The sequence below is a fragment of the Acidovorax sp. genome, assembly GCF_046339755.1.
GTDB lineage: Bacteria > Pseudomonadota > Gammaproteobacteria > Burkholderiales > Burkholderiaceae_C > Acidovorax.
This window is the reverse complement of the sequence record NZ_JBKDTZ010000143.1, coordinates 1-26,586: the sequence shown is the minus strand read 5'-3', so window position 1 is coordinate 26,586 and position 26,586 is coordinate 1. Positions and strand designations below refer to the sequence as shown.

The following is a 26,586-nucleotide window of genomic DNA, read 5'->3' as shown; positions in this document are numbered from 1 at the left end:
GCTCTGATGCCGCGGCAGCTGATGCCGTGGCACGCTACTTTGAAGGCCAGGCACCGCTCTTCGAACAGATGCGGGCTTTCTCGGGGCCGCTGATGCGGCGCGAGTTGGCTGAGTTGTCAGCCTTGGCGATGGCCTTGAGCGGCAGCCCTTTGGCGAAGGCTGACGATTGGGCCGAAGCCCGTCGCCTGGCCCACAGCATGAAGACCGTGCTGGCCATGATGGGGTTTCCAACGGCATCGCAAGAAGCCCGCCAGGCCGAACTCTGTGCAGAGTTGCAGCGCGCGGCGGGCCTGGTGGACGCTTGTTCGGCGTTGACAAAAGCCGCCGGGCGCTGGCCGCCGGCGGCCTGAGCATTACTTCTTGGCGGCCGGTGCGGCAGCCGCGGCTGGCGGCGACACATACTCCGACTGCACCCCCCCCCGGGCATCCTTCAGCCTCGCCCGGCGCGAGGCGTTGCGGCCCAGGCACTTGGTCGGGCCGAAGCTGGACTGCGCCGAACCGACTATGTCGGTCGGGAAGGTCATGCTGTCCATCGCCTTGATGAAGCTGTCGGTGGTCAGGTTTTGGCCAGCCTTCGATGCACCCAGGATGAAGTGGTCGATGATGGTGTAGCCATACACCGAGAACACCGTCGGGTCTTCGTTGAACTTGGTCTTGTATTTGTTGGCCCAGAACGCGACTTGCTGGGAGTTGGCGTCCAGGTAGGGGTTTGCCACGGTGTGGGTGGCGTAGAAACCGTCCATCGCGCGGCCACCCAGCTTGTGGATCAGGTCGGTGTAGGCGGCGCTGGAGCCCAGGAAGGTGGGGCTGAACTGCGTCTTGCGGCTCTCGGCGATGGCGCCGATGGTTTCGCGGATGATGGTGCCCAGCACGACGAAGTCGCAGTTGGCCGCCTTCATGCGCGCCACCTGGCTGGAGAAATCGGTGGCCCCGCGCTTGTAGCTCGTCTTCTCGGCAATTTCCACGCCGATGGACTTCAGGCCGGCTTCGGCACCACGCACCACTTCCAGGCCGAATTCATCGTCCTGGTACATCGTGCAGGCCTTCTTGGCGTTCTTTTCCTTGTACAGCTTCGGGGCTGCGACCAGCATCTGGTCGTAGTAGGTGGCCGCAAAGCTGTACTTCAGCCGGTGGAAGGGCTCGTACATTTCGCGGGCTGCCGTGACCGGGTAGAAGTTGATCACGTTCTTCTCGAACTGCACCGGCATGGCGGCCATGTTCTGTGCCGTGCCGATGTGGCCGACCATCGCGAAGATCTTGTCCTGGTTGACCAGCTTCTGCGCGGCCAGCACGGCCTTCTGCGGGGCGTAGGCCGAGTCTTCAACGATCAGGCGGAGCTTGCGGCCGTTGATGCCGCCTTGTTCGTTGATCTCGTCCACGCGCAGCAGCATGCCCAGTCGCACCTGCTTGCCGAAACCGGCGATCGGACCTGACAGGTCCTGGATGGAGCCCAGGACGATCTCGTTCTTGCTGACACCTTGGTTGGCGTGCGCGGTACTCGCGACGCCGGCAACGCCAGCCACGACCATGCAGGCCGCGATGATGGATTTCAGTTTCATCGGTCAATCTCCTTGTGGGACAGGATTCAGGGACAGTGGGTCTTGGCTGGTTAACGCCGCAGCGCCACACGCGGCATCAGGCAGAACCCTTGTACATGCCTTCGATCAGGGCAGCGTATTTCTTCTGCACCAGATTGCGCTTGAGCTTCATCGTGGCCGTGAGTTCCTCGTCTTCAGCCGTCAGTTGCGTTTCCAGCAAGCGGAAGGCCTTGACCTGCTCGACACGCGCAAACTTGGCGTTCACGCGGTCAATCTCGAGCTGGATCAAATCCTGCACCTCACGGGCACGGGTCAGGCTGGTGAAGTTGGAGAACGGGATATCGTTGTCCTGCGCAAACTTCTCGACGTTTTCCTGGTCGATCATGATCAGCGCGGTGAGGTAGGGGCGCTTGTCGCCGATGACCACGGCATCTGACACGTAGGGCGAGAACTTCAATTCGTTCTCGAACTCGCTGGGCGTGATGTTCTTGCCGCCGGCCGTGATGATGATGTCCTTCATCCGGTCGGTGATGCGGAAGTAGCCCTGTTCTTCTACAAGCCCGACGTCGCCCGTGTGCAGCCAGCCGTCAGCGTCGATGGTCTCCGCGGTCTTTTCGGGCAGGTTCAGGTAACCCGCAAAGATGCTCTGCCCACGCGCGAGGATCTCGCCCGTGGCGGGGTCGATGCGCATCTCAAGGCCTTCCACCGGCGTGCCAATGGTGCCCAGGCGCATGGCGTTGGGCCGGTTCAGCGAGCCGAGCGCGCAGGTTTCCGTCATGCCCCAGGCTTCCAGCATCGGGATGCCCAGCGACAGGTACCAGCGGATGAGGTCGGGCGAGATGGGCGCAGCGGCGGTGATGACAAGCCTCGCGCGGTGGATGCCGATCAGCTTGCGCACGTTGTCCAGCACCAGAAAGCGCGCCAGCCTGAACTTCAGCTTCAGCAGCCCCGGCACCGACTGCCCGGCCAGCACGGCGTCGACCACCTGCCCACCCACGCCGATGGACCAGGCGTAGATCAGCTGCTGCAGCCGGGTGGATTCACGGACGCCGATGATCACGCCCGAGTAGAACTTCTCCCAGACGCGGGGCACCGCGGCAAACACCGTCGGCGAGATCTCGCGGATGTTCTCTGCCACGGTGTCGGGGTTTTCGACAAAGTTCAGCCGAGACCCCGCATACAGCGACACATACGCACCGGCCATGCGCTCGAAGATGTGGCACAGCGGCAGGAAGCACATGCGCTCGTCGACGCCCGATTGCGGCAGAGACGCTGCGCTGCGCTGCATCGCAAACACCAGCCCCTTGTGCAGGTGCATCGCACCCTTGGGCTTGCCGGTGGTGCCGGAGGTATAGACCAGCACCGCCAGGTCTTCCGGCGTGCGGCAGCGGCTGCGTTCCTCGAAGAGCCCAGGGTGTGCCTTGTCGTGGGCCCGGCCTTTCTCACGCAGGGCTTCCAGGCTGATGACCTGGGGGTCCTTCAGGCCCTGCAGCCCTTCGGTGTCAAACACCACAATCCACTGCAGCAGCGGCAGTCGCTCGCGCACGGACAGCACCTTGTCGAGCTGTTCATCATCTTCGACAAAGATGATGCGGGTCTCGGAGTCGGTGCACAGGTATTCGACCTGGCCTTGGCTGTCCGTCGGGTAGATGCCGTTGGTGACACCACCCGCACACAGGGTGCCGAGGTCAGCCACCACCCATTCGACCATGGTATTGGCCAGTACCGATGCGCAGTGGCCGGGTTCAAAACCCAGCGCAGCCAGGCCCATCGAGACCTCGCGCACCTGCTCGCCGACACGGCGCCATGTCCATTCGCGCCAGATGCCGAGCTTTTTCTCGCGCATCCAGACCTGATCACCCCGGGCCTTGACGGCGTTCAGGAAGATTTCCGGGACGGTGTTGCCAGGCGTCATGACGCCCGTGCCGGTCTCGTAGTGGGCCAGTTCCCACAAGCCGCTCATGCGAAGTGCTCCTTCATCGCCAGGTCTTCTTCTTTTTCCAGCGCCGTTCACCGCGGGCACCGGCTTCCTGCATGCCCAGGTAGAACTCCTTGATGTCCTCCTTGTCACGCAGGCGTTCGCAGGTGTCCTCCATCACGATGCGGCCGTTCTCGAGCACATAACCGTAGTCGGCCGCGTTCAGCGCCATGTTGGCGTTCTGTTCCACCAGCAGCATCGTGGTGCCGCGCTCGCGGTTGATGCGCACCACGATCTCGAAGATCTCCTTGGTGAGCTTGGGCGACAGGCCCAGGCTGGGCTCGTCGAGCAGAATCAGCTCGGGGGCGGCCATGAGCGCGCGCGAGATCGCCAGCATCTGCTGCTGACCGCCCGAGAGCAGGCCCGCGTCCTGCGCCGCGCGCTCCTTGAGGAGGGGGAAGTAGCCGTACACCGCCTCCAGGTCGCGTGCCACGGCATCGGCATCGCTGCGCGTGTAGGCTCCCATGAGCAGGTTGGCGCGCACCGAGAGCAGCGCGAACACCTCGCGCCCCTCGGGCACGTGCACCAGGCCCCGGCGCACGATGGCAGCCGGGTCGTTGGCCGTGATGTTGGCACCCTGGAACTCGATGGAGCCGCGGCGCGGGTCGATGATGCCCGAGATGGTCTTGAGGATGGTGGTCTTGCCCGCGCCATTGCTGCCCAGCACGGCCGCGATCTCGCCACGCTGCACCTGCAGGCTCACGCCGCGGATGGCCTTGATGGGGCCATAGGCGCTTTCCACGTTCTGCAGGCGCAGCAGCGGCGTGTCCTCTGCGGTGCCAGTGCCAGGTTGTCCGGGAAACGGAATGACGGTCATCGTGCCACCCTTGCCGGTGCGCTGCCCGCCGGGCGGCGCAGGTTGCTCACGTCGTCGATGGTGCCCAGATAGGCCTCGATCACGCCGGGGTGCGATTGCACCTCGCGCGGCGTGCCCATGGCCACCACCTCGCCCTGGTTCATGGCCAGCACGCGGTCGGACACCTTGGACACCAGCGACATGTCGTGCTCCACCATCAGCACGGTGATGCCCAGTTCGTGCTGGATGTCCTGGATCCAGAAGGCCATGTCGTCGGTCTCCTCCACGTTGAGGCCCGAGGAGGGCTCGTCCAGCAGCAGCAGGCGCGGTTCGGTGCACAGCGCCCGGGCCAGCTCCACCACCTTGCGCACGCCGTAGGGCAGGCCGGCCACCAGCGTGTCGCGGTAGTGCTGCAGGTCCAGGAAGTCGATGATCTCCTCGGCCTTCTCGCGCGCCCGCACCTCGGCATCGCGCACGCGGCGGGTGAACAGCATGTCGGCCCACAGCCCGGTCTCGCGCCGCGTGTGGCGGCCGATCAAGAGGTTGTGCAGCACGCTGGCGTGTTCGAACAGCTCGATGTTCTGGAAGGTGCGCGCAATGCCCAGGCCCGCCACCTTGTGCGGCGGCTGGTCGGTCAGCGGCAGCATGCCGTTTGGCCCAGCGTAGGCGATGGTGCCGGTGGTGGGGGTGTAGATGCGGCTGATGAGGTTGAACACCGTTGTCTTGCCCGCACCGTTGGGGCCGATCAGGGTGAACACCTCGCCGCGGCGTACCTCGAAGCCCACGTTGTTCACCGCCAGCACGCCGCCGAAGCGCACGCTGAGGTTCTGGGCGCTGAGCAGGATGTCGTCAGTCATTTCAGCCTGTCCGATTTCTGAAAGGACTTCTGCCGCTTGAACAGGCCCTTGCGGTAGAACGGGAACAACTGCAGCCAGGTGCGCACCTTGAGCCAGCGACCGTACAGGCCCATGGGTTCGAACAGCACGAACAGGATCAGCACGGCGCCATAGACCACGGCCTGCAGCCCGGGCGCCTGGCCGATGGTGGCGGGAAGCCAGTCCTTGCCCAGCGAGATGAGCTGCGGCATGGAGATCAGGAAGATCGCGCCCAGGAAGGCCCCGTGCACCGAACCCAGCCCGCCGATCACGATCATGAGCAAGAGGTCGATGGACTGCAGGATGTTGAACTGGTCGGGCGAGATGAACTGCAGCTTGTGTGCATACAGCGCGCCGCCGATGCCGGCCAGCGCGGCCGAGAGCGAGAACGACAGCGTCTTGTAGCGCGCCAGGTGGATGCCCATGCTCTGCGCCGAGATTTCCGAATCGCGGATGGCCACGAAGGCCCGGCCCGTGGGCGAGCGCAGCAGGTTCAGGATGGCCAGGGTGCTGACCACGGCAACACCCAAGCACAGGAAGTAGAACGATTCGGTGGATTCGAACTTGAAACCCCAGATCTCGGGTGGCACCAGGTGCTTGCCCGAGTTGCCGCCCGTGACCGATTCCCAGCGCGCGAACACTTCCTCGACGATGAAGCCGAACGACAAGGTGGCCATGCCCAGGTAGATGCCCTTCACGCGCAGCGCCGGCAGGCCCACGATCACCCCCACCGCGGCGGACAGGCCCGCCGCGCAGGCCAGCGACAGCGCGAACGGCCAGCCCATGCCCGTGAGCACCGCCTGCGTGTAGGCCCCGACGCCCAGGAAGGCCGCATGCCCGAGCGAGAACAGCCCCGTGAAGCCCGCCAGCAGCATCAGCCCCAGGCCGACGATGGCGTAGATGAGCACGAAGGTCAGCTGCGCCAGCCAGTACTCGGGTGCCACCCAGGGCGCTACCACCAGGGCCAGGCCCAGCAGCCCGTACCAGAACACATGCCCGCCGTGCTTGGCCAGCCGCAGATCCTGCTCGTAGGAGGTCTTGAAAAGAAAGCGCATGGGTCAGACTTTCTTTCTGAGTTTCTCGCCGAACAGGCCGTTGGGCCGCACCATCAGCATGATGAGCACCACGATGTAGGCCGCGGTGTCCTTGAATCCGTCGGGCAGGTAAAAGCCCGAGAACGATTCCACGATGCCGATCACCAGGCCGCCCACGATGGCGCCCGGCAAGCTGCCGAAGCCGCCCACCACGGCGGCCGGAAAGGCCTTGAGCCCGATCAGCCCCATATTGGCGTGCACGAAGGTGATGGGCGCCAGCAGCAGCCCGGCCACGGCCGCCACGGCGGCGGCCAGGCCCCAGGCCAGGCCGTTCAGGCGCTGCACGGGAATGCCCAGGTAGTAGGCCGCCAACTGGTTCTGCGACGAGGCCTGCATCGCAATGCCCAGCTTGCTGTAGCGGAACAGCGCGAACAGCAGCGCGCACAGCACGCCGGTGGCCGCGATCACGGCCAGTTGCTCGGCGTTGAGCACCAGCGCGCCGAGCTTGAACGCCAGGTCCTTGTAGGGCACGGGCAGGGTGTGCGTTTCGGTGCCGATGGCGGGGATCATGGTCACCAGGCCGCGTAGCACATAGCCGATGCCGATGGTGAGCATGACGATGGAGAAAGCGGGTTGTCCCAGGATGGGGCGGATCACCACGCGTTCGAGCACGGTGCCGAACAGGCCCATGGCCGCGATGCTGGCCAGCACCGCCACCCAGAAGGGAAAGCCGAGCACCGTCATCAGCGCCAGGCCGCAGAAGGCGCCCAGCATCATGAGTTCGCCCTGGGCGAAGCTCACGGTTTCCGTGGCCTTGTAGATGAGCACGAAGCCGAGCGCGATCAGGCCGTAGATGCACCCCTGGGCGACTCCGCTGATCAACAGTTGCACAAATTGCACACTGGCCCTCCGGAATATTTATACAAAGCAATTGCTTTGCATAAATAATGGTGCCTGCGCGCAGCCCCTGCTGCACTCGGGGCTAACCCTGAGTGCGGGCACCGCCAAGGCACCGCGCATGTTGTCCCTTTGCCAAGGGGCGCGCAATAAGGGTTGCGTCCTATGCGGCGCGTGGAGGAGTCCATGTCCATCGAGGTAGACAAGCAAGGCCGTGTCACGCTGGTGACACTGCGCCGGCCGCAAGTGCGCAACGCGGTCGATGCCGCCACGGCGCGTGCGCTGCATGCGGCCTTTCTCGCGTTCGAGCGTGACGGCACGGCCGACGTGGCCGTGTTCCATGGCGCGGGCGGCCACTTCTGCGCGGGCTGGGATCTGCAGTCGGGCGCGCGGCTGCAGGCCGAGGGCACGTCGCCCGAGGCCTTGGCCGAGGCGCTCGACTATGCGGCCGCTACACCGGACCCTGCCGGTCCCATGGGCCCGAGCCGGCTGCAGCTGTCCAAACCCGTGGTGGCGGCTGTCACCGGTGCCGCCGTGGCCGGCGGCATGGAGCTGGCCCTGTGGTGCGACCTGCGCGTCATGGAAGAGGACGCCTACTTCGGCGTGTACTGCCGGCGCTTCGGCGTGCCGCTGATCGACGGCGGCACGGTGCGGCTGCCGCGCCTGGTGGGTCTGTCGCGCGCGCTGGACCTGATCCTCACGGGCCGCAAGGTGGAGGCGCAGGAAGCCCTGCAGATGGGCCTGTGCAACCGCGTGGTGCCATCCGGCCAGGCGCTGGCGGCTGCCCTGGCACTGGCGCATGAAATCGCCGCGTTTCCGCAGGCCACATTGCGTGCGGACCGGGCCAGCGCCATCGCCCAGGAGGGCCTGCCATTGGCCGATGCGCTACTGCAGGAATGGCAGGGCGGACGCGCCTGCCTGGCCGAAGCGCTCCAGGGCGCAGCGCGCTTCACCGCGGGCCAGGGCGGCACGGAAAGTTTTGATTGAAAATGACCGGGAACGCTTTCCGTGGTGGCATGGCCTGCTATCCATTGAAGAGCGCACGGAGACACCGCACAGGAACACCATGAGCAAGACCAGCACCGCAGTGCCGCAGGAATTCGAGCCCGAATTCGTGGCCGGCCTGAAATCCATCTTCGAGGAAAAGATCGTCTTCAACCAGGTGCTGGGCCTGAAGATCACCGGCCTGCACCCCGAGCGGGTGGAAGGGCGCATCGACATGAAGCCCGAGCTGGTGGGCCACTATGCCTACAACCGGGTGCATGGCGGCGTGATCAGCGCCGGGCTCGATGCCATGGGCGGCCTGGCCGTGATGGCGGCCATCGGCGGGCGCCACATGGACGAAGCGCCCGAGCAGCGCCTGCACCGCTTTGCCAAGCTCGGTACCATCGATCTGCGCATCGACTACCTGCGCCCCGGCATCGGCAGCCACTTCACGCTGCATGCCGAGGTGCTGCGCCTGGGCTCGCGCGTGGCCACCACACGCATGGAGTTCAAGGGGCCGAACGGAGAGATCATGTCCGCGGGGGCGGCGGCCTACATCGTGTCCTGACCCGAGGCCGAGACAGAAGGCATCCCTTTGAAATATGTAACTCACTGGATGTGAGTGCCCGCAAACATTGCAAGCGCATGCTACGGGTGAACCGTTTGGTTACGGTTCTTGCGCAATGCACGCATCCGTCGCGTAGGTGCACTCCTACGATGAAAGCTCTTTTCAAGGAGTACCGATGGCCGTGCAAAACCCCTTCTTTGGCAAGCGTGAACCCGAGTCGTTTCAGCCCCGCCACAGTCCTTCCAGCTCCACCGGCCTGAACAGCCCGCTGACCAGTTCTTCCGCCGCCGCCACCACCGCTCCCTCGTCGGCGCCGGTCAGCCCGGCCCTGGCCAAACCTTCGGCGGCCGCGGATTCCACGGGCAGCAAGCTCACGGTGGGGCCCAACATCAAGCTCAAGGGCGTGGAGATCACCGATTGCGACACGCTGGTGGTCGAGGGCACGGTGGAGGCCACCATGGACTCGCGCGTGATCCAGATTTCCGAGCACGGAGCCTTCCGCGGCTCGGCCGAGATCGATATTGCCGAAATCCATGGCGAGTTCAATGGCACGCTCACCGTGCGCCAGAAGCTCGTTATCTACAGCAGCGGCAAGGTCAACGGCAAGATCCGCTACGGCAAGCTGGTGGTGGAAGAGGGCGGCCAGTTGGCTGGCGAGATCGAATCGGGCATCGGCTCGGGCCATTCGTCGTCTGCCTTGCGCAGCACCGCGCAACCCGTGCGCGCCGAGCCCTCGGCAATGGCGGTGGCTGCCTGATCGCCCGCAGGCCAGGACAAGCAGGTCCGTCAAGGAGCCCGGCTCATGCCCCGGGCTTTGCGCGCTCACCCGCAGGGCGCGGAACCGGTCGTGGACGGCCTTCGTCATCGATGGCCACATAGGTCAGGCGCGCTTCGGTCACCTTGACGTAGCGCCCCTGGTCGGCAAAGCGCTCGGCATACACCTCCACCTGCACGGTGACCGAGGTGTTGCCCACGCGTGTGATCGACGAGAAGAACGACAGGATGTCGCCCACACGCACCGGCTGCTTGAAGATGAACTCATTGACCGCCACGGTGGCCATGCGGCCCTGCATGTAGCGTGCCGGCAGCACGGAGCCGGCCAGATCGACCTGCGCCATGACCCAGCCGCCGAAGATGTCGCCATTGCCATTGGTGTCCGCGGGCATGGGGATCACCTTGAGCACCAGTTCCTTGTCGGTGGGCAATTGGGCGGCGGGTGGGCTGAAATTCTCGGACATGGGCACAATCTCGGTTGGGGCTGGCGCGGATGCGGGGGACACCACGGGTGGACTCCGGGGCCGGCCCCGGTAACAACCACACAGGCGCCAGCCGGGTCGGTAAAAACAACAACCGGAATTGTCCCCCATGCGCCCTGTCGGCGAACCCCACCCCGCCCAGGCACCGGCTTTGGCCGCTGCCCCCCCTCCTTCCGACTGGGCCACCATCGGCCGCCTGCTGCCCTACCTGTGGCAGTACAAATGGCGCGTGGTCGCGGCCATCGTCTTCATGGTGGGCGCCAAAATGGCCAACGTGGGCGTGCCCGTGCTGCTCAAGACCCTGGTCGATGCCATGGACGTCAAGCTGGGCGAGCCTGCGGCCCTGCTTGTGGTGCCCGTGGGGCTGCTGCTGGCCTATGGCGCGCTGCGCCTGTCCACCTCCATCTTCAGTGAGCTGCGCGAACTGGTGTTCGCCAAGGCCACACAGGGTGCGGCGCGTTCCATCGCGCTGCAGACCTTCGAGCACCTGCACGCGTTGAGCCTGCGCTTCCACCTGGAGCGCCAGACCGGCGGCATGACGCGCGACATCGAGCGCGGCGTGCGCGGCATCGAGTCGCTGATCTCCTTCACCCTGTTCAACGTGGTCGCCACCCTGGTCGAGGTGGTGCTGGTGCTCACCGTGCTGGCCGTCAAGTTCGATGCCTGGTTTGCCTGGATCACGCTGGCGGCCCTGGGTGTCTACATCCTGTTCACGGTACTGGTGACCGAATGGCGCACCCAGTTCCGGCGCGAGGCCAACGAGTTCGACTCGGCCGCGCACACCAAGGCCGTGGATTCGCTGCTCAACTACGAGACCGTCAAGTACTTCAACAACGAAGGCTTCGAGGCGCAGCGCTACGATGAGAGCCTGGAGCGGCTGCGCCGCGCGCGCCTCAAGAGCCAGACCACGCTGTCCATGCTCAACGCCGGCCAGCAGCTGATCATCGCCATCGGCCTGGTGGCCATGCTCTGGCGCGCCACGCAAGGGGTAGTCGATGGCCGCATGACATTGGGCGACCTGGTCATGGTCAACGCCTTCATGATCCAGCTGTACATACCGCTCAACTTTCTGGGCGTGATCTACCGCGAGATCAAGCAAAGCCTGACCGACCTGGACAAGATGTTCGTGCTGATGGACAAGGAGCGCGAGGTGGCCGATGCCCCCGGAGCCCAGCCGCTCACGGGCCTGGACCGGCCCACCGTGCGCTTCGAGAGCGTGCACTTTGCCTACGATGCCTCGCGCAGTGCCGAGGGCGTTCCCAACGGCCGGCCCATCCTGCAGGGTGTGAGCTTCGAGATCCCGGCGGGCAAGACGGTGGCCGTGGTCGGGCCCTCGGGTTCGGGCAAGTCCACCCTGGCGCGGCTGCTCTACCGCTTCTACGACATCCAGCAGGGGCGCATCACCATCGCCGGGCAGGAGATCCGCGCGGTCACGCGGGCCAGCGTGCGCCAGGCGATCGGCATCGTGCCGCAGGACACCGTGCTCTTCAACGACACCATCGCCTACAACATCGCCTATGGCCGCACCGGCGCCAGCCAGGCCGAGGTGGAGGCTGCCGCCCGCTCGGCGCGCATCCATGACTTCATCGCCAGCACACCTGCCGGCTACGGGGCCATGGTGGGTGAGCGCGGGCTCAAGCTCTCGGGCGGCGAAAAGCAGCGCGTGGCGATTGCCCGCACCCTGCTCAAGAACCCGCCCATCCTGATCTTCGACGAGGCCACCTCGGCGCTCGACTCGGCCAACGAGCGCGCCATCCAGTCCGAGCTGCAGAGCGCCGCCCAGAACAAGACCACGCTGCTGATCGCGCACCGGCTGTCCACGGTGGTCGATGCGCACGAGATCCTGGTCATGGACGCCGGCCGCATCGTCGAACGCGGCACGCATGCCGAGTTGCTTGCCCAGCGCGGGCGCTACGCCAGCATGTGGGCGCTGCAGCAAAGCGATGGCGCGGCATGAAGCCGGCCTCCATTCATCGGAACCGCTTTTGATTTCCCTTTGATTCCACTGCCATGAAACCTGTCCTGCTTGCCCTGTCTTTCCTGTCGGAAGAGCACTGCGCCCAATTGTCGGAAACCTTCGATCTGGTGTATGCGCCCGATGCCCCGCAGCACCAGGCCGCCATCGCCGAGCACGGCAGTCGCGTGCGCGTGGTGCTCACCATCGGCTCGGTGGGCCTCACCGCCGCGCAGATCGATGCGCTGCCAGCCCTCACCCTGGTCTGCGCGCTGGGCGCGGGCTACGAGAACATCGCGGTGGCGCATGCCAAGGCGCGCGGCATCGTGGTGGCCAATGGCGCCGGCACCAACGACGACTGCGTGGCCGACCATGCCGTCGGCCTGCTGATCGCCGCCGTGCGCGGCATTCCCAAGCTGGATGCTGCCACCCGTGCAGGCGTGTGGCGCACGTCACTGCCGCTGCCACCGAATGTTTCGCACAAGCGCATCGGCATCGTCGGCCTGGGCACCATCGGCAAGAAGATCGCCCAGCGCGCGCTGGGTTTCGACCTGCAGGTGGGCTACCACAACCGCAGCGAGCGCACGGACGTGCCCTACCGCTACTTCGGCGATGTGAAGTCGCTGGCCGAGTGGGCCGATTTCCTGGTGGTGGCCACGCCCGGCGGCCCGGGCACCCAGCACCTGGTCAATGCCCAGGTGCTCGACGCGCTGGGGCCGCGCGGCTATGTGGTCAACATTGCGCGCGGCACCGTGATCGACACTGCCGCGCTGGCCAGCGCTTTGCGCGAGGGGCGCGTGGCGGGCGCGGGTCTGGACGTCTACGAGAGCGAGCCCGCGCCTCCGGCAGAACTGCAAGACCTGGACACGGTGGTGCTCACTCCCCACGTGGGCGGCTGGTCGCCCGAAGCCGTGCAGGCCTCGGTGGACCGCTTCGTCGAGAACGCGCGCCGGCACCTGGCGGGCGAGGCGCCGGTATCGCCCGTGTGATGGTCTGGGGGCTCAGCCCCCGCCCGGTAATAACCATGTCGCCGGGGGCTCAGCCCCCGCCGAGTACCTTGTACAAGGTGATGCGGTTGGTCTGCTCGGCCAGCTGCAGGCTCAGCAGGGTCTGCTGCGCCGCATACAGCGTGCGCTGCGCGTCCAGCACCGTGAGGTAGTTGTCGGCACCGGCCTTGAAGCGCGCTTCCGACAGGGCATAGACCCGTTCGGTGGCGGCCAGCAGCGAGGTCTGCGCCGTGATGCGGTCCGTCAGCGTGGCGCGCTCGGCCAGGGCGTCGGCGGCCTCGCGGAACGCGGTCTGGATGACCTTTTCGTACTGCGTGAGCGCAATGCGCTGATTGGCCTGGGCCACCTCCAGGTTGGCCTGGTTGCGGCCGCCATCGAAGATCGGCAGGCGGATCTGCGGCACGAAGCTCCACAGCAGGTTGCCGCTGCCGAACAGGCCCGAGAGCTCCGTGCTCGCCGTGCCCACGCTGGCCGTGAGCGAGATGCTGGGGAAGAAGGCCGCGCGTGCCGCGCCGATATTGGCGTAGGTGGCCTGCAGGCTGCGCTCGGCCGCCATCACGTCGGGGCGTGCCAGCAGCACGCTCGAGGGGATCTGTGCAGGCACGGCCAGGAGCTGCAGGGCATTTTCACGCAGCATGGGCGCAGGTGCTGCGGCCTGGGTCACACGCTCGCTGCGCCGTTCGTCTGGTACCTGGGCCGCGGCCGGCACCGGGGGCACGGGTTGCACCACGGGCAGCAGGGCCGCCGGTACGGGCGAGCCCACCAGCAATTGCAGCGCATTGCGGTCGCGCGCCACCTGGCTGGTGAAGGCGGCGACGTCGGCGCGTGCGCTGTCCACCGTGGTCTGGTTCTGCGCCAGCACCAGGCCCGAGGTGCCACCCAGGCGGTGCGTGCGCTCAGTCAGGGAATACGAGGCCTCGCGCGAGCGCAGGGTTTCCCTGGCCAGCTCCAGGCGCGCCTGGTCGGCGGCCAGGTTGAGCCAGGCGCTGGTGACCTCGGCCACCAGGCTCAGCTGCACGCTGCGCTGGCTGTCGGTGGTGCGCAGCACCTCCTGCAGTGCGGCCTCGTTGAGGTTGCGCACGCGGCCGAAGAAGTCGAGCTCGTAGCTCGTGATGCCCAGTTGCGCGCTGTACTGCTCGCTGATCTGCGAGCGCCCGGCGGTGGTCAGGTCCGCGGCAGTGCGGGTGCGGTTGCCCTGGGCCGTGCCGTTCACGCTGGGCAGGCGATCGGCACGGCTCACGCCGTACTGGGCCTGGGCGCGCTCGATGGCCAGGGCCGCGGAGCGCAGGTCGCGGTTGTTCTGCAGCGCCAGGGTGATGACCTCGCGCAACTGCCCGGACTGCACCACGGCATCCCAGCCCAGCGGGACGTAGGCGGCCGCGCCAGCGCCCGGCTGGGTGGCGGCATTGTCCAGCGCCGCGGGCACAGGCGCAGCGGGGCGCTCGTAGCTGGGGGCCAGGTTGGTGCAGCCTGCCAGAATCAGCAGGGCGCACAGGGGTGTCAAAAGCGCTTTGGGCATGCGAAAAGGGGCAACCGGGCGCGAAGAGGGCGTGCAGGGCGTCGTCATGCCTGGGCCTCCGCCACCTCGCCCGCAGGCTGGTGCGGGGCCGGCTTCTTGCGCGCGCTGAACCACGAACGCACCAGCAGGAAGAACACGGGTACGAAGAACAGCCCGAGGACGGTGGACGCCACCATGCCGCCCAGCACGCCCGTGCCGATGGCCTGGCGGCCGCCCGCACCCGCGCCCGTGCCGATGGCCAGGGGCAGCACGCCGAAGCCGAAGGCCAGCGAGGTCATGAGGATGGGCCGCAGGCGCATGCGCACGGCCTCCACCGTGGCGTCGTACAGGTTCTTGCCCTGTTCCTGCAGCTGTACCGCGAACTCCACGATCAGGATGGCGTTCTTGGACGCCAGCCCCACGGTAGTGAGCAGCCCCACCTGGAAGTACACGTCGTTGGTCATGCCGCGCGTGTAGGTGGCCAGCAGGGCGCCGATCACGCCCAGTGGCACGGCCAGCATCACCGAGAAGGGCACGCTCCAGCTTTCGTACAGGGCCGCCAGGCACAGGAACACGAAGAGGATGGAGACGGCGTAGAGCAAGGGGGCCTGCGAGCCCGAGCGGCGCTCCTGCAGCGATGCGCCCGTCCACTCCATGCCGATGCCGGGCGGCAGCTTCTTCATGATTTCCTCGATGGCCACCATGGCGTCGCCCGAGCTCGCGCCGGGCGCCGTTTCGGCCTGCATTTCAAGTGCAGGGCTGCCGTTGTAGCGCATGAGTTGCGGCGGGCCATTGGTCCACGACGTGGTGGCAAAGGTCGAGAAGGGCACCATTTCGCCGTTGCGGTTGCGCACGCTCCAGTGGCCGATGTCCTGCGGCAGCATGCGGTAGGGCGCATCGCCCTGCACATACACGCGCTTGACGCGGCCCTGGTGCACGAAGTCGTTCACGTAGGTGCCGCCCATGGCGCTGGAGAGCACGCCGTTGATGTCCGCGGTGGTCAACCCCTGGGCGGCGGCCTTGCGGTCGTCGATGGTGACCTTGAGCTCCGAGGTGTTGTCAAAGTTGGTGGTTCGCACATTGGTGAGGATCGGGTTCTGGCGGGTCAGTTCGATCAGCTGGTCCTTGGCGGCGACGAGAGCTTCCTGCCCCAGCCCGTTGAGGTCCTTGATCATGAAGTTGATGCCCGCGCTCGACCCCAGGCCGCGCACGGCGGGCGGCAGGGTCACGAAGATGCGGGCATCGCGGATCTTGGCAAGGTCCTTGGTGGCCTGGCTCGCGATGATCTCGGCGGACTGGCTGCGCAGCGGACGCTCCGCCCAGGGCTTGAGCCGGATGAACATGTTGCCCGAGTTCTGGTTGCCGTTGTTGCCGGCAATCGAGTTCACGCGCAACACTTCGGGCTTGGCCAGGAAGTAGTCCTTGCTCTCATCGAGAACCACACCCAGGCGTTCGTCGGTGGCACCCGAGGGCAGCGTGATGGTCGCCGAGACGAAGCCCTGGTCCTCATTGGGCAGGAAGGACGTTGGCAACTTCTTGAACAGGAAGGCCACGGCGAGCAGGATCACCAGGTAGATGACCACCATGCGCAGGCTGCGCCTGAGCAGCCCGCCCACGGCGCGCTGGTAGCGGTTGGCCGTGCTGTCGAAGCTGCGGTTGAACCAGGCGAAGAAGCGGTCGCTCAGGCCCAGCAGGCCGCGCCGCGGCGGGCCGTCGTGCGCCGCGTGGTGACCCTTCTCGATGGGCTTGAGCAGGGTTGCGCACAATGCCGGCGTGAGCGTCAGCGCCACGAACACCGACAGCGCCATGGCCGAGACGATGGTGATCGAGAACTGGCGGTAGATCACGCCGGTCGATCCGGTGAAGAACGCCATGGGGATGAACACCGCCGACAGCGTGAGGCCGATGCCCACCAGCGCGGGCGTGATTTCCTTCATCGACTTGCGCGTGGCCTCCTTGGGCGGCAGGCCTTCCTCGCTCATCACGCGCTCCACGTTCTCCACCACCACGATGGCATCGTCCACCAGCAGGCCGATGGCCAGCACCATGGCGAACATGGTCAGCATGTTGATCGAGTAGCCCAGGGCCGAGAGCACGCCGAAGGTGCCCAGCAGCACCACCGGCACGGCAATCGCCGGGATCATCGTCGCGCGGAAGTTCTGCAGGAAGATGAACATCACGATCACCACAAGCAGCATGGCCTCGGCCAGCGTCTTGACCACTTCCTCGATGGAGGCGCGCACAAAGGGCGTGGAGTCGGAGCTGACAACGCCGTTGATGCCGTCCGGGAAGAAGGGCTCGAGCTCCTTCATCTTGCGCGCCACGGCGTCGGCCACGTCCATTGCGTTGGCACCGTCGGCCAGCACGATGCCGATACCGGCGCCCGGTTGCCCGTTCAGGCGCGACTTGACCGTAAGGTTGTCCGCCTCCAGCGCCACGCGTGCCACGTCGGCCATTGTTACCACCGAGCCATCGGTGCCGGACTTCAGGACGATGCGCTCGAACTCCTCCACCGTCTGCAGCTTGGTGCGTGCAGTGATCGTGGCGTTGAGCATCTGTCCTGCCGGTGCGGGCTGCTGGCCGAGCTGGCCGGCCGAGACCTGGGCGTTCTGGGCATTGAGCGCGGTGATCAGGTCCGACGGCATGAGCGCGAACTTCTCCATCTTCGCCGGGTCGATCCAGATGCGCATGGCATAGGAGGTGCCGAACACGGTCACGTCGCCCACGCCGTCCAGTCGGGCGATAACGTCCACCACGTTGCTGGAGATGTAGTCACCAATGGCCACCTGGGTCACGGTCGGGTCGGGCGAGGTGAACACATAGGTCACCAGGAAGTCCTGGCCGCCCTTGTTCACGAACACGCCGCGGCTCTTGACGGCCTCGGGCAGGCGGTTCATGGCCGCCTGCAGCTTGTTCTGCACCTGCACCTGGGCCACGTCGATGTTGGCGCCGGGGGCGAAGGTCAGGGTGGTGCGCGAGCGGCCGGCCGAGTCGCTGGTCGATCCCATGTACAGCAGGCTGTCGATGCCCTTGAGCTGCTGCTCTATCACCTGGGTCACCGAGTTGTCGACCGTGCCCGCCGAGGCACCCGTGTAGGTGGTGTTGATGGTCACGCGCGGTGGCGCGATGTCAGGGTACTGCTCCAGCGGCAGCGTGAAGATGGACATCGCACCCGCCAGCATGATGACGATGGACAGCACCCAGGCGAAGACCGGGCGGTTGATGAAGAACTGGGCCATGGATCAGCGTAGGGGTGGTGGGGTCGCAGGTCGGGCGGGGCGGTGCGCGCATCGCGCCTCAGGAACTGGCTGCGGCCGAAGAGGCCGTGGCCGCCGCGGGTGCGGTCTTGTCGCGTGGCTTGACCACCGTGGGCTTGACCGTCTGGCCCACGCGGGCTTTCTGGAAGCCGTCCACCATCACCTTTTCCCCGGCCTTGACGCCCGAGATCACCAGCCAGCGGTTGCCCACGGCCTGGCCGAGTTCCACCGGGCGCTTGGTGAGCTTGTTGTCCTCGCCCACCACCTGCACGCTGGGCTCGCCGGCGGGGTTGCGGATCACGGCCTCCTGGGGCAGGAGCAGCGCCTGCGGTGCGACGCTGGTGGCCAGCTGGGAGCGCACGTACATGCCGGGCATCAGGAAGTGATCAGGGTTGGGGAAGGTCGCCCGCAGGGTGATCGCACCCGACGTCGGGTTCACGGCGGTGCCGGTGAACTGCAAGGTGCCTTCCTTTTCGTAGGTGGACCCGTCTTCCAGAATGAGCTTCACCTTGGCCTGGTTGGAATCCACGCGCGTGAACTTGCCCTCTTGCCACTGTCTGCGCAACTGCAGCAGGTCCGAGCTGGATTGCGTGATGTCCACCTGGATCGGGTCGAGCTGCTGGATGGTGGCCAGTGCCGTGGCCTGGTTCGCCGTGACCAGGGCACCGGCGGTGACGCTCGACAGCCCGATGCGCCCGGACCTGGGCGCCAGGCTGCGCGTGGAGCGCATATTGATGCGCGCCGCATCCAGCGCGGCCTGCGCCACGCCCACGTCGGCCTGGGTCTGCTGTACTGCCGCCTGGCTTTCGTCGAAGACCTGGCGGCTGATGGCGTCGATTTCCACCAGCTCGGCGTTGCGCTTGGCATTGACCTGGGCGGTCCGGGCCGTGGCCTGGGCCTTGGCGAGCGCGGCCTGCGCGCTGGCCTGGGCGGCCTCGTAGGTGGCCGGGTCCACCTGGTACAGCGGCTGGCCGGCCTTGACCAGTGCGCCCTCGGTGAACAGCCGCTTCTGGATGATGCCGTTGACCTGCGGGCGGATATCGGCGTTCTGGAACGCCGCCGTGCGGCCCGGCAGCTCCGTGCTCAGCGTCTGGCTTTCGGTGGCCAGCACCACCACGCCCACCGTCGGCTCGCCCGCGGGCTTGCCGCCCGCACCGGCCTGGGGGGGCTGGTCCTTGCCGGAGCAGGCCACCAGGCCGCCGATGCACAGGACCGCCAGGCAGGTTCGCACCCATGCCGGGCTCGGCCGGGGCAGGGGGCGGGCAGGGCGGGCGAAGGAGGCGGCCGGCGTCAGCGAGCCCGTGGCAGCCGGACGGACGGCATTCAGAAGGAACGGCATGGGAGACGGTGAGTCAGAGTTGGAGGCATTGTGGGGCGCATATGTGAACGCTCGATAAAGTTGGCAAAACCGGAGCCTGCTGGCGGGACTTTGTCAGGCGGACGCACATTCCCTGCACCGCAGCGGCGCTTGCAAGCATCGGGCCAGCACCCCTTGCCCACGAAAAAGGCGCACCCTTGTCACGGGGAGCGCCTCGGATTGTGCGGCAGCGGGTCCACGCGCTGGCCGCCCTGACAACCTGCTTATGATCTCGCAGGGGATCGCGTTGGGGCGCAATCGGGATGGGTGGATGCTTCGGATGTGCCGCATGGGCCCATGCCCATGCAAGCAGCCGGGGCGTCCAATCGCCCGATTTCGGCCCAACCCTTCGGGCAGTGGCCTTGGCGGGCGGTCTGCGGCGTTGCGGCGCTTGTTGATAGCCGAGATATCAACTGCGCACCGCGCCTTGCACCCCGCCCGCCAAGTCCGCTGCGCGACCCCTGGGAGAGCGCAAACAGAGTCTTATCGGTTGCCAGCATGTGCTTATGCGCTGATTTGCTTATTGCTTGCGCGCGGCAATCGCCTTTTCGGCCTGGTTCACCAGGTCGGCACCGATCTGGCCCTTCCACTTCTCGAACACAGGGCGCGTGGCCTTCACAAACGCTTCGCGCTCGGCGGGGGACAGTTGGGTCACGGTCACGCCATTGGCGGCGATGTCCTTGAGCAGGGGCTTGTCGGCCTCGACCATGCCTTTGCGCGCGATGGCGATCTCTTCCTTGCCGGCGTCGATGGCGGCCTGCTTGACGATCTCGCGGTCGGCCGGCGTCCAGGAGTTCCAGATGTCCTTGTTGACCACGAAGATCAGCGGGTCATTGATATAGCCCCACATGGTCACGTGCTTCTGCGCCACGGTGTGCAGCTTGGCCGCCATGTAGACGGCAATCGGGTTCTCCTGGCCGTCCACGGCACCGCTGGCCATGGCGGGCTGGGCGTCGGCCCAGCTCATCTGAGTGGGGTTGGCACCCAAGGCAGTGAAGGTGTCAAGGAACAGGGGCGAGCCCACCACGCGGATCTTCAGGCCCTTCAAGTCCTCGGGCGTCTTGATGGCCTTCTTGGAGTTGGAGATCTCGCGGTAGCCGTTCTCGCCCCAGGCGAGCGGCACCACGCCGGCCTTGTCCAGCGTGGCAAAGATGCTCTTGCCCACCTCGCCCTGGGTCAGAGCGTCCACGGCGGCATAGTCGGGCATCAGGAAGGGCAGGGAGAACAGGTTGAGCTGCTTGACCTGGGGCGACCAGTTGATGGTGGAGCCCACGGCCATGTCGATCACGCCCTGGCGCAGCGCCGAGAACTCGCGTGTCTGGTCGCCCTGGATCAATGAGACGCCGGGGTAGAGCTTGATGTTGATGCGGCCCTGCGTGCGCTCGCGCACCTTGTTGGCCCACAGCTCGCCGCCCTTGCCCCAGGGGAAGGCGGTGCCCAGCACTAGGGACATGCGGTATTCGCTCTTGTAGGCGGTCTGGGCGAGTGCGTCCGGGGCGGTGAAGGCCAGTGCCGCGGCGGCGGCCACGGCGGACGTGAGGAAGGTGCGCAGTTTCATGTTGTCAGTCTCCTGGGATCAATTTTGGCGTTTCAAAGACAAATCGGTGTAGTGGTTGTTACTACCCATCAGTAACCGAGGCGTGCCGGCAGCCACAGCGCCAGCGGCGGGAAGGCGATCACCAGCACCATCACGAGGAACATGGCGAACAGCATCCAGCCGACCCAGCGCACGGTCGATTCCATGCGCACGCCGGCAATGCGGCACGAGACCATGAGGTTCACGGCCAGCGGCGGGGTGAACTGGCCCAGCGCCACCTTGAGCGTCAGGATCACGCCGAACCAGACCGGGTCCCACTGGTAGTGCTGCATGATGGGCAGGAGCAGCGGCACGAAGATCAGGAAGATGGAGATGCCGTCGAGGAACATGCCCACGGTGATCAGCAGCACGATCAGCAGGGCCAGCACGCCGTATTCGCCCAGGCCCGAGTTCACGATGGCCTTGGCCACCGGGTCGATCACGCCCAGGGTGGACAGCGAATAGGCAAAGATGCCCGCGAGCGACACCACGATCAGGATCACGGCCGAGAGCTCGCCCGATTCGCGCAGGATGGGGAACAGATCGCGCACCTTGATCGTGCGGTGAATCACCATGCCAACGAACAGGCCGTAGAACACGGCCACCACGGCCGCCTCGGTGGGGGTGAACCAGCCGGCGCGCATGCCGCCCAGGATCAGCACCGGTGCGGCCAGGCCCCACAGGGCTTCGCGCAGGCTCTTCCAGAACGGCGGGCGCGGCATGGTGGATTCGAGCGCGCCCATCTTGTGCCTGCGGGCCATCCACACGGCAGGCACGATCAGCGCAATGCCGGCCAGGATGCCGGGGATCATGCCGGCAGCGAACAGCGCCGGCACCGAGGCCCCGGGCACCAGCACCGAGTAGATGATGAAGGCCACCGAGGGCGGTATCAGGATGTCGGTGGCTGCAGCCGCGCCCACCACGCTGGCCGAGAACGAGGGCGGGTAGCCCGCGCGCGACATGGCCGCGATCATCACGCCGCCCACGGCCGCGGCGTTGGCCGGGCCCGAGCCCGAGATGCCGCCCAGGAACATGGCCACGGCAATCGCCACCAGCGGCAGCATGCCCGGGCCGCGCCCGACAATGGCCACGGCGAAGTTCACCAGCCGCAGCGCCACGCCCGAGCGGTCGAAGATGGAGCCGACCAGCACGAACATCGGAATCGCCAGCAGCGGGTACTTGCCCAGCCCAGCATAGAAGTTCTGCGGCACGGCCAGGAGGCCGAACCACTGGCTGTCGGCATTGGCCAGCGCGATGGCGGCAGCGCCAGCCAAGCCGAGGGCGGCGCCGATGGGCACGCCCACGAACATCAGGCCCAGAAAGGCCACGAACAGCAGCGTGGCAATCATCGCTGGGCATCCTTGGCGGTGTTGTCCGCCTGGGCCGGTTCACGGCTGCGGCGCAACAGCAGGCCGACGGCCCGGGCGGCGATCAGCGCCGAGATGATGGGCAGCCAGATGGAATACCACCATTGCGGCACGCCGATGCCGGGCGAGGTTTCGCCAAAGCGGTAGTCGTCCCAGACCACGCGCACGCTGAGCACGGCGATGAGTCCGAACAGCAAGGCCACGGCCACGGCACCCAGTTGCGCCAGGCGCTTGCGGCGGGCGGCCGAGCCGCCTTCGGCGTAGTACTCGATGCGGATGTGCCGGTCGCGCGACACGGCGGCCGAACCTGCCACCAGCGCCAGCACGATCATCAGGAAGACGGAGATCTCCTCCGTCCAGGCGAAGGAGGAACTGGTGAAATAGCGCACCAGCACGTTGGCGAAGGTGATCAGGGCCAGAGCTGCCATCACGATGACGGTGAGCCAGTCCTCGATGCGCAGGGAGCGGGGTTCGTCGGAGTCAGGGGCGGCGACGGGCACGGAGGCGTCGGTCACCGGCCCTTGGGGAGGGGTGGAGGACATCGGAGCGGCGGTACAGGAGAACAAACGGGACGGGTCCGGTCGCTCTGCCCGCCGGTGTTGTGCACCCGGGGCCGTGACGCGGCAGCGCGCTTTGGACGCAGCTTTCCCTATTATGCGGTGCGTTGCTATGTGTGCACACCAATGGTGCGCTATGGATAAACCCTTGTACAGGCTTTCCATGAGGCGGCGGGCGTGCTGCAGGGGCCGCGCCGATAATGCTTTCCTATGGAAACCAAATGGCTTGAGGATTTCGTCAGTCTTGCGGAAACGCGCAGCTTCAGCCGGTCTGCCCAGTTGCGGCATGTGACGCAGCCTGCCTTCTCGCGGCGCATCCAGGCGCTGGAGGCCTGGGCCGGCACCGATCTGGTGGATCGCAGCTCCTATCCCACGCGCCTGACCCCGGCCGGCAAGACCCTGTACGACCAGGCGCTGGAGATGCTGCAATCGCTGCAGAACACCCGGGCCATGTTGCGTGCGCACACCAGTGCGGGCAAGGACATGATCGAGTTCGCGGTGCCGCACACCCTGGCGTTCACTTTTTTCCCGGCCTGGGTGTCGAGCCTGCACGACAAGTTCGGTCCCTTCAAGAGCCGATTGATCGCCCTGAACGTGCACGATGCCGTGATGCGCCTGGTGGAGGGTGGCTGCGACCTGCTCATCGCCTACCACCACCCCTCGCAGCCTTTCCAGCTCGACGCTGATCGCTATGAGATGGTGAGCCTGGGCCAGGAAGTGCTGTCACCGTACTCCAAGGCCGACGCCGATGGCCAGCCCCTGTTCCGGCTGCCGGGCCGCGTGGGCCAGCCCCTGCCCTACCTGGGTTACGCGCCCGGCGCCTACCTGGGGCGGGTGACGGAGCTGATCCTCAAGGAGTCGGGCACACCCATCCACCTGGACCGGGTGTACGAGACCGACATGGCCGAGGGTCTCAAGGCCATGGCGCTCGAAGGGCATGGAGTCGCCTTCCTCCCCCACAGCGCGGTCAAGAAGGAGTTGCGCACGCGCAGGCTGGTCAGTGCCGCTCCTTCGGATGCGGAAGGCCTGCAGCTGACCATGGACGTGCGGGCCTACCGCGAAAAGCCTTCGGGCAAGGAAGCGCCCAAGGGCACGGCCCAGGCGCTGTGGACCTACTTGCAGGCGCAGGCCGCATGAGTCTCAGGGTTTTTCATGCCTAGGGTAAATACGGATATAAACAGTTTGCATAGTTGTCCGCGCAAACGGCATTGGAGTTTCATGGTAACGACACGTACAGTCGGCCCCATTGCTGGATCAGCGATAGCGATGTAGTCTCTTCTTGGGCCCGAGGTGGCACGAAGATTGCAATTCTGATTCCACTTCCTATTTATCGAGACACCGCATGAAAGTTCTGCATTGGGGATTGGCATGGGGCTTTGCGGCCCTGTGCTGCGCATCCGCGGCGTCCGCACAAGGGGTGCTCGAGCGCGTCAGCGGCGGTGGCAAGCTGGTAATTGCGCACCGTGAGTCTTCGGTGCCGTTTTCCTACATCGACACCCAGAGCGGCAAGCCGGTCGGTTATGCCGTGGACCTGTGCCTGCGCCTGGCCGAGGTGGTCAGGAAGAAGACCGGCAAGAAGGACATGCAGGTCGAGTTCCTGGCCGTCACGCCGGCCAACCGCATTGCCGTGATCGAGCAGGGCAAGGCCGACATGGAATGCGGTTCCACCACCAACAATGCCGAGCGGCGCCAGAAGGTGGCCTTCACGGTGCCGCATTTCATCACCGGCGCCCGCCTGCTCGTGAAATCGGGCAGCACCATCGACAAGGTGGAAGACCTCAACGGCAAAAAGCTGGTGTCCACCAAGGGCACGACGCCGCTCAAGGCGGCCGACCAGGCCAATCGCGAGCGCCTGATGGGCATCACCATCCTGGAGGCGCCCGACCATGCCAAGGCCGTGGAGATGGTGGAGAAGGGCGAGGCCGATGCCTTCGTGATGGACGACGTGCTGCTGTACGGGCTGGCCGCGGGCCGGCCGGACCCCAAGGCGCTCAAGGTGGTGGGCCGGTTCATGACCACCGAGCCGCTGGCCATCATGCTGCCCAAGAACGATCCCGAATTCAAGAAGCTGGTGGACGAGGAGATGCGCCGCCTCATCAACAGCCGGGATATCTATCCCATTTATGAGAAGTGGTTCGCCAAACCGATTCCCCCCAGCAACACGGTTCTGAACCTCCCGGTCAGTTACCTGTTGCGGGACTTCTGGAAATACCCTACCGACCAGGTCCCGTTCTGACTAATATCGCTGGTTGCGTGGTTTCCCTTTTTGGTTTTTTGCCCGCCCGTACATCCGGCCGGGTAAATCTCTAAAATCCCCCCCCTTTTTTCGCTTCACACACAAGGAGATCCCAATGAAGAAGCATTTGCTCGCGGTTGCCGTGACCGCTCTGGCTGCAGGCAGCGCATTCGCCCAAGCCAACGACACCCTGGCCAAAATCAAGGCCTCGGGCAGCGTGACGCTGGGTGTTCGGGAGTCTTCGGGTCTGTCCTATACAGTGGGCAATGGCAAGTACGTCGGTTTCCACACCGAAATGGGTGAAATCATCCTGGCCGACATCCAGAAGCAACTGGGCCTGGCCAAGCTGGAAACCAAGTACCAGCCCGTGACCTCGCAAAACCGCATCCCCCTGGTGACCAACGGTACGGTGGACCTGGAGTGCGGCTCCACCACCAACAACGCCGCACGCCAGAAGGACGTGGCCTTTGCCGTGACCACCTACGTGGAAGAAGTGCGCACCGTGGTGAAGGCCAACTCCGGCATCACCTCCATCAAGGACCTGAACGGCAAGACCGTGGCCACGACCACGGGCACCACCTCGGTGCAGACCCTGCGCAAGCACGAGCGCGCTGGCGGCATCGACTTCAAGGAAGTCTTCGGCAAGGACCACGCCGACAGCTTCCTGATGCTGGAAACCGGCCGTGCCGACGCCTTCGTGATGGATGGCTCGATCCTGGCTGCCAACATCTCCAAGTCCAAGAGCCCTGCCGACTACAAGATCGTCGGCGAAGTGCTGTCGGTGGAGCCTATCGCCTGCATGCTGCGCAAGGATGACCCAGCCTTCAAGAAGGCCGTGGACGACAGCATCAAGCGCCAGATCGCCGATGGTTCGCTGGCCAAGCTGTACGACAAGTGGTTCATGCAGCCCGTGCCTCCAACCAACACCAAGATCGGCCTGCCCATGTCCGACGCCACCAAGGCTGCCTGGGCTGCTCCGAACGACAAGCCGATGGAAGACTACGCCAAGAAGTAATCTTCGGGATGCTTGCGCCCCTTCGGCCGCCACGGTTTGAAGGGGCTTTTTTGTTGGGTCCGCAAAGGATTGCGCCCAATGCAATACCAAGACAAATAAAGGGGTGATCCTATGAGTTGGGATTGGCAGGTGTTCTGCCAGGACACCATGGACAAGGAAGTCGTGCAAAGCTGCTTTGGCAAAGGCGGCGACATCACGTACTTGGACTGGATGCTGTCGGCCTGGTGCTGGACGGTGTCTGTTTCGTTGCTGGCCCTGGTGCTGGCGCTCGTATTGGTCTCCGTGATCGGCACGCTGCGTACCTTGCAGGACCGGCCGATGATCGTGCGCCTGGGCAATGCCTGGGTGGAGCTGTTCCGCAATATTCCGCTGCTGGTCCAGATTTTCCTGTGGTACCACGTCCTGCCCAGCCTCTTTCCGGTCCTGAAGGGCTTTCCCGGCTTTGCACTGGTGGTGCTGGCGCTGGGCTTCTTCACGTCGGCGCGGATTGCCGAGCAGGTGCGTTCGGGCATCAACACCCTGCCTCGCGGCCAGCGCTATGCAGGTATGGCGGTGGGCTTCACCACCTTCCAGACCTACCGCTACGTGCTGTTGCCCATGGCGTTTCGCATCATCATCCCGCCGCTGACCAGCGAGACGATGAACATCTTCAAGAACTCTTCCGTGGCGTTTGCCGTGTCGGTGGCCGAACTCACGATGTTCGCCATGCAGGCGCAGGAGGAAACCTCGCGCGGCATCGAGATCTACCTGGCGGTGACGGGCCTGTACTTCGTCTCGGCGTTCGCGGTGAACCGCGTGATGCTGTTCATCGAGGAACGCATCCGCGTCCCCGGCAC

At 65.7% G+C, this 26,586-nt stretch carries 23 protein-coding genes; 10 read left to right on the top strand and 13 right to left on the bottom strand.

Going from position 1 to position 26,586, the window contains the following annotated elements; translation table 11 throughout:
* A partial coding sequence (locus ACK59X_RS11675; RefSeq protein WP_409957486.1) for an Hpt domain-containing protein occupies nucleotides 1-350 on the top strand: 350 nt, incomplete at its 5' end.
* A gap of 3 nt (nucleotides 351-353) precedes the next feature.
* On the opposite strand, the gene ACK59X_RS11670 is transcribed toward ACK59X_RS11675, so the two are convergent.
* The 6 genes from ACK59X_RS11670 to ACK59X_RS11645 all read right to left on the bottom strand — a co-directional run bounded on the left by ACK59X_RS11670 (nucleotide 354) and on the right by ACK59X_RS11645 (nucleotide 7,121).
* Nucleotides 354-1,559: an ABC transporter substrate-binding protein gene (locus ACK59X_RS11670; RefSeq protein WP_409957485.1), complete on the bottom strand. Its 1,206-nt coding sequence runs from the start codon at nucleotides 1,557-1,559 to the stop codon at nucleotides 354-356.
* 76 nt (nucleotides 1,560-1,635) lie between these two features.
* Nucleotides 1,636-3,501, bottom strand: coding sequence for an AMP-dependent synthetase/ligase (locus ACK59X_RS11665; RefSeq protein WP_409957484.1), 1,866 nt, complete (start codon nucleotides 3,499-3,501; stop codon nucleotides 1,636-1,638).
* Between the two features lie 13 nt (nucleotides 3,502-3,514).
* Nucleotides 3,515-4,333, bottom strand: a complete 819-nt coding sequence (locus ACK59X_RS11660) for an ABC transporter ATP-binding protein (RefSeq protein ID WP_409957483.1) — start codon at nucleotides 4,331-4,333, stop codon at nucleotides 3,515-3,517.
* The gene (locus ACK59X_RS11655; RefSeq protein ID WP_409957482.1) at nucleotides 4,330-5,169 is read right to left on the bottom strand and encodes an ABC transporter ATP-binding protein; all 840 of its coding nucleotides are present in this window, start codon (nucleotides 5,167-5,169) and stop codon (nucleotides 4,330-4,332) included. Before ACK59X_RS11655 ends, ACK59X_RS11660 begins: the two co-directional genes overlap by 4 nt.
* Entirely contained in the window at nucleotides 5,166-6,242 is a 1,077-nt protein-coding gene (locus ACK59X_RS11650) for a branched-chain amino acid ABC transporter permease (protein WP_409957481.1), read from the bottom strand. Before ACK59X_RS11650 ends, ACK59X_RS11655 begins: the two co-directional genes overlap by 4 nt.
* A gap of 3 nt (nucleotides 6,243-6,245) precedes the next feature.
* Nucleotides 6,246-7,121: a branched-chain amino acid ABC transporter permease gene (locus ACK59X_RS11645; protein ID WP_409957480.1), complete on the bottom strand. Its 876-nt coding sequence runs from the start codon at nucleotides 7,119-7,121 to the stop codon at nucleotides 6,246-6,248.
* Between the two features lie 183 nt (nucleotides 7,122-7,304).
* Here ACK59X_RS11645 and ACK59X_RS11640 point away from each other — a divergent pair, with 183 nt between their 5' ends.
* The 3 genes from ACK59X_RS11640 to ACK59X_RS11630 all read left to right on the top strand — a co-directional run bounded on the left by ACK59X_RS11640 (nucleotide 7,305) and on the right by ACK59X_RS11630 (nucleotide 9,427).
* On the top strand, nucleotides 7,305-8,105 hold the full coding sequence (locus ACK59X_RS11640; protein WP_409957479.1) for a crotonase/enoyl-CoA hydratase family protein: 801 nt from the start codon (nucleotides 7,305-7,307) through the stop codon (nucleotides 8,103-8,105).
* A gap of 79 nt (nucleotides 8,106-8,184) precedes the next feature.
* On the top strand, nucleotides 8,185-8,670 hold the full coding sequence (locus tag ACK59X_RS11635; protein WP_409957478.1) for a thioesterase family protein: 486 nt from the start codon (nucleotides 8,185-8,187) through the stop codon (nucleotides 8,668-8,670).
* A 175-nt stretch (nucleotides 8,671-8,845) separates the two neighbouring features.
* Nucleotides 8,846-9,427, top strand: a complete 582-nt coding sequence (locus tag ACK59X_RS11630; RefSeq protein ID WP_409957477.1) for a polymer-forming cytoskeletal protein — start codon at nucleotides 8,846-8,848, stop codon at nucleotides 9,425-9,427.
* Nucleotides 9,428-9,470: 43 nt separating this feature from the next.
* Here ACK59X_RS11630 and ACK59X_RS11625 read toward each other — a convergent pair whose 3' ends face one another.
* Nucleotides 9,471-9,908, bottom strand: coding sequence for an acyl-CoA thioesterase (locus ACK59X_RS11625; protein ID WP_409957476.1), 438 nt, complete (start codon nucleotides 9,906-9,908; stop codon nucleotides 9,471-9,473).
* 127 nt (nucleotides 9,909-10,035) lie between these two features.
* Between ACK59X_RS11625 and ACK59X_RS11620 the strand changes: the two genes are divergently transcribed.
* Both ACK59X_RS11620 and ACK59X_RS11615 read left to right on the top strand, forming a co-directional pair.
* Nucleotides 10,036-11,883, top strand: coding sequence for an ABCB family ABC transporter ATP-binding protein/permease (locus ACK59X_RS11620; RefSeq protein ID WP_409957475.1), 1,848 nt, complete (start codon nucleotides 10,036-10,038; stop codon nucleotides 11,881-11,883).
* Nucleotides 11,884-11,936: 53 nt separating this feature from the next.
* Nucleotides 11,937-12,869 carry a 2-hydroxyacid dehydrogenase gene (locus ACK59X_RS11615; protein ID WP_409957474.1) on the top strand — a complete coding sequence of 311 codons (933 nt, stop codon included), beginning with the start codon at nucleotides 11,937-11,939 and terminating at the stop codon, nucleotides 12,867-12,869.
* A 49-nt stretch (nucleotides 12,870-12,918) separates the two neighbouring features.
* On the opposite strand, the gene ACK59X_RS11610 is transcribed toward ACK59X_RS11615, so the two are convergent.
* From ACK59X_RS11610 to ACK59X_RS11585, 6 genes are all read right to left on the bottom strand, one after another.
* Complete coding sequence (locus ACK59X_RS11610) at nucleotides 12,919-14,406, bottom strand: TolC family protein (RefSeq protein ID WP_409957473.1); 1,488 nt, start codon at nucleotides 14,404-14,406, stop codon at nucleotides 12,919-12,921.
* A gap of 44 nt (nucleotides 14,407-14,450) precedes the next feature.
* Complete coding sequence (locus ACK59X_RS11605) at nucleotides 14,451-17,624, bottom strand: efflux RND transporter permease subunit (RefSeq protein WP_409957472.1); 3,174 nt, start codon at nucleotides 17,622-17,624, stop codon at nucleotides 14,451-14,453.
* A gap of 58 nt (nucleotides 17,625-17,682) precedes the next feature.
* The gene (locus ACK59X_RS11600) at nucleotides 17,683-18,981 is read right to left on the bottom strand and encodes an efflux RND transporter periplasmic adaptor subunit (protein ID WP_409957471.1); all 1,299 of its coding nucleotides are present in this window, start codon (nucleotides 18,979-18,981) and stop codon (nucleotides 17,683-17,685) included.
* Between the two features lie 538 nt (nucleotides 18,982-19,519).
* Nucleotides 19,520-20,557: a DctP family TRAP transporter solute-binding subunit gene (locus ACK59X_RS11595; RefSeq protein ID WP_409957470.1), complete on the bottom strand. Its 1,038-nt coding sequence runs from the start codon at nucleotides 20,555-20,557 to the stop codon at nucleotides 19,520-19,522.
* Between the two features lie 68 nt (nucleotides 20,558-20,625).
* A complete protein-coding gene (locus tag ACK59X_RS11590) occupies nucleotides 20,626-21,924 on the bottom strand; it encodes a TRAP transporter large permease (protein ID WP_409957469.1) in 1,299 nt (432 codons plus the stop codon).
* Nucleotides 21,921-22,484 (bottom strand): TRAP transporter small permease, encoded by a 564-nt coding sequence (locus tag ACK59X_RS11585; protein ID WP_409957468.1) that lies wholly within the window; start codon nucleotides 22,482-22,484, stop codon nucleotides 21,921-21,923. The genes ACK59X_RS11590 and ACK59X_RS11585 overlap by 4 nt, the downstream gene beginning before the upstream one ends.
* Before the next feature lie 225 nt (nucleotides 22,485-22,709).
* Between ACK59X_RS11585 and ACK59X_RS11580 the strand changes: the two genes are divergently transcribed.
* From ACK59X_RS11580 to ACK59X_RS11565, 4 genes are all read left to right on the top strand, one after another.
* On the top strand, nucleotides 22,710-23,636 hold the full coding sequence (locus ACK59X_RS11580) for a LysR family transcriptional regulator (protein WP_409957467.1): 927 nt from the start codon (nucleotides 22,710-22,712) through the stop codon (nucleotides 23,634-23,636).
* 205 nt (nucleotides 23,637-23,841) lie between these two features.
* Nucleotides 23,842-24,735, top strand: coding sequence for an amino acid ABC transporter substrate-binding protein (locus ACK59X_RS11575; RefSeq protein ID WP_409957466.1), 894 nt, complete (start codon nucleotides 23,842-23,844; stop codon nucleotides 24,733-24,735).
* Nucleotides 24,736-24,850: 115 nt separating this feature from the next.
* Entirely contained in the window at nucleotides 24,851-25,750 is a 900-nt protein-coding gene (locus ACK59X_RS11570; RefSeq protein ID WP_409957465.1) for an amino acid ABC transporter substrate-binding protein, read from the top strand.
* A gap of 111 nt (nucleotides 25,751-25,861) precedes the next feature.
* Nucleotides 25,862-26,586 (top strand): amino acid ABC transporter permease (locus tag ACK59X_RS11565; protein ID WP_409957464.1); only part of this gene is annotated, 725 nt, incomplete at its 3' end.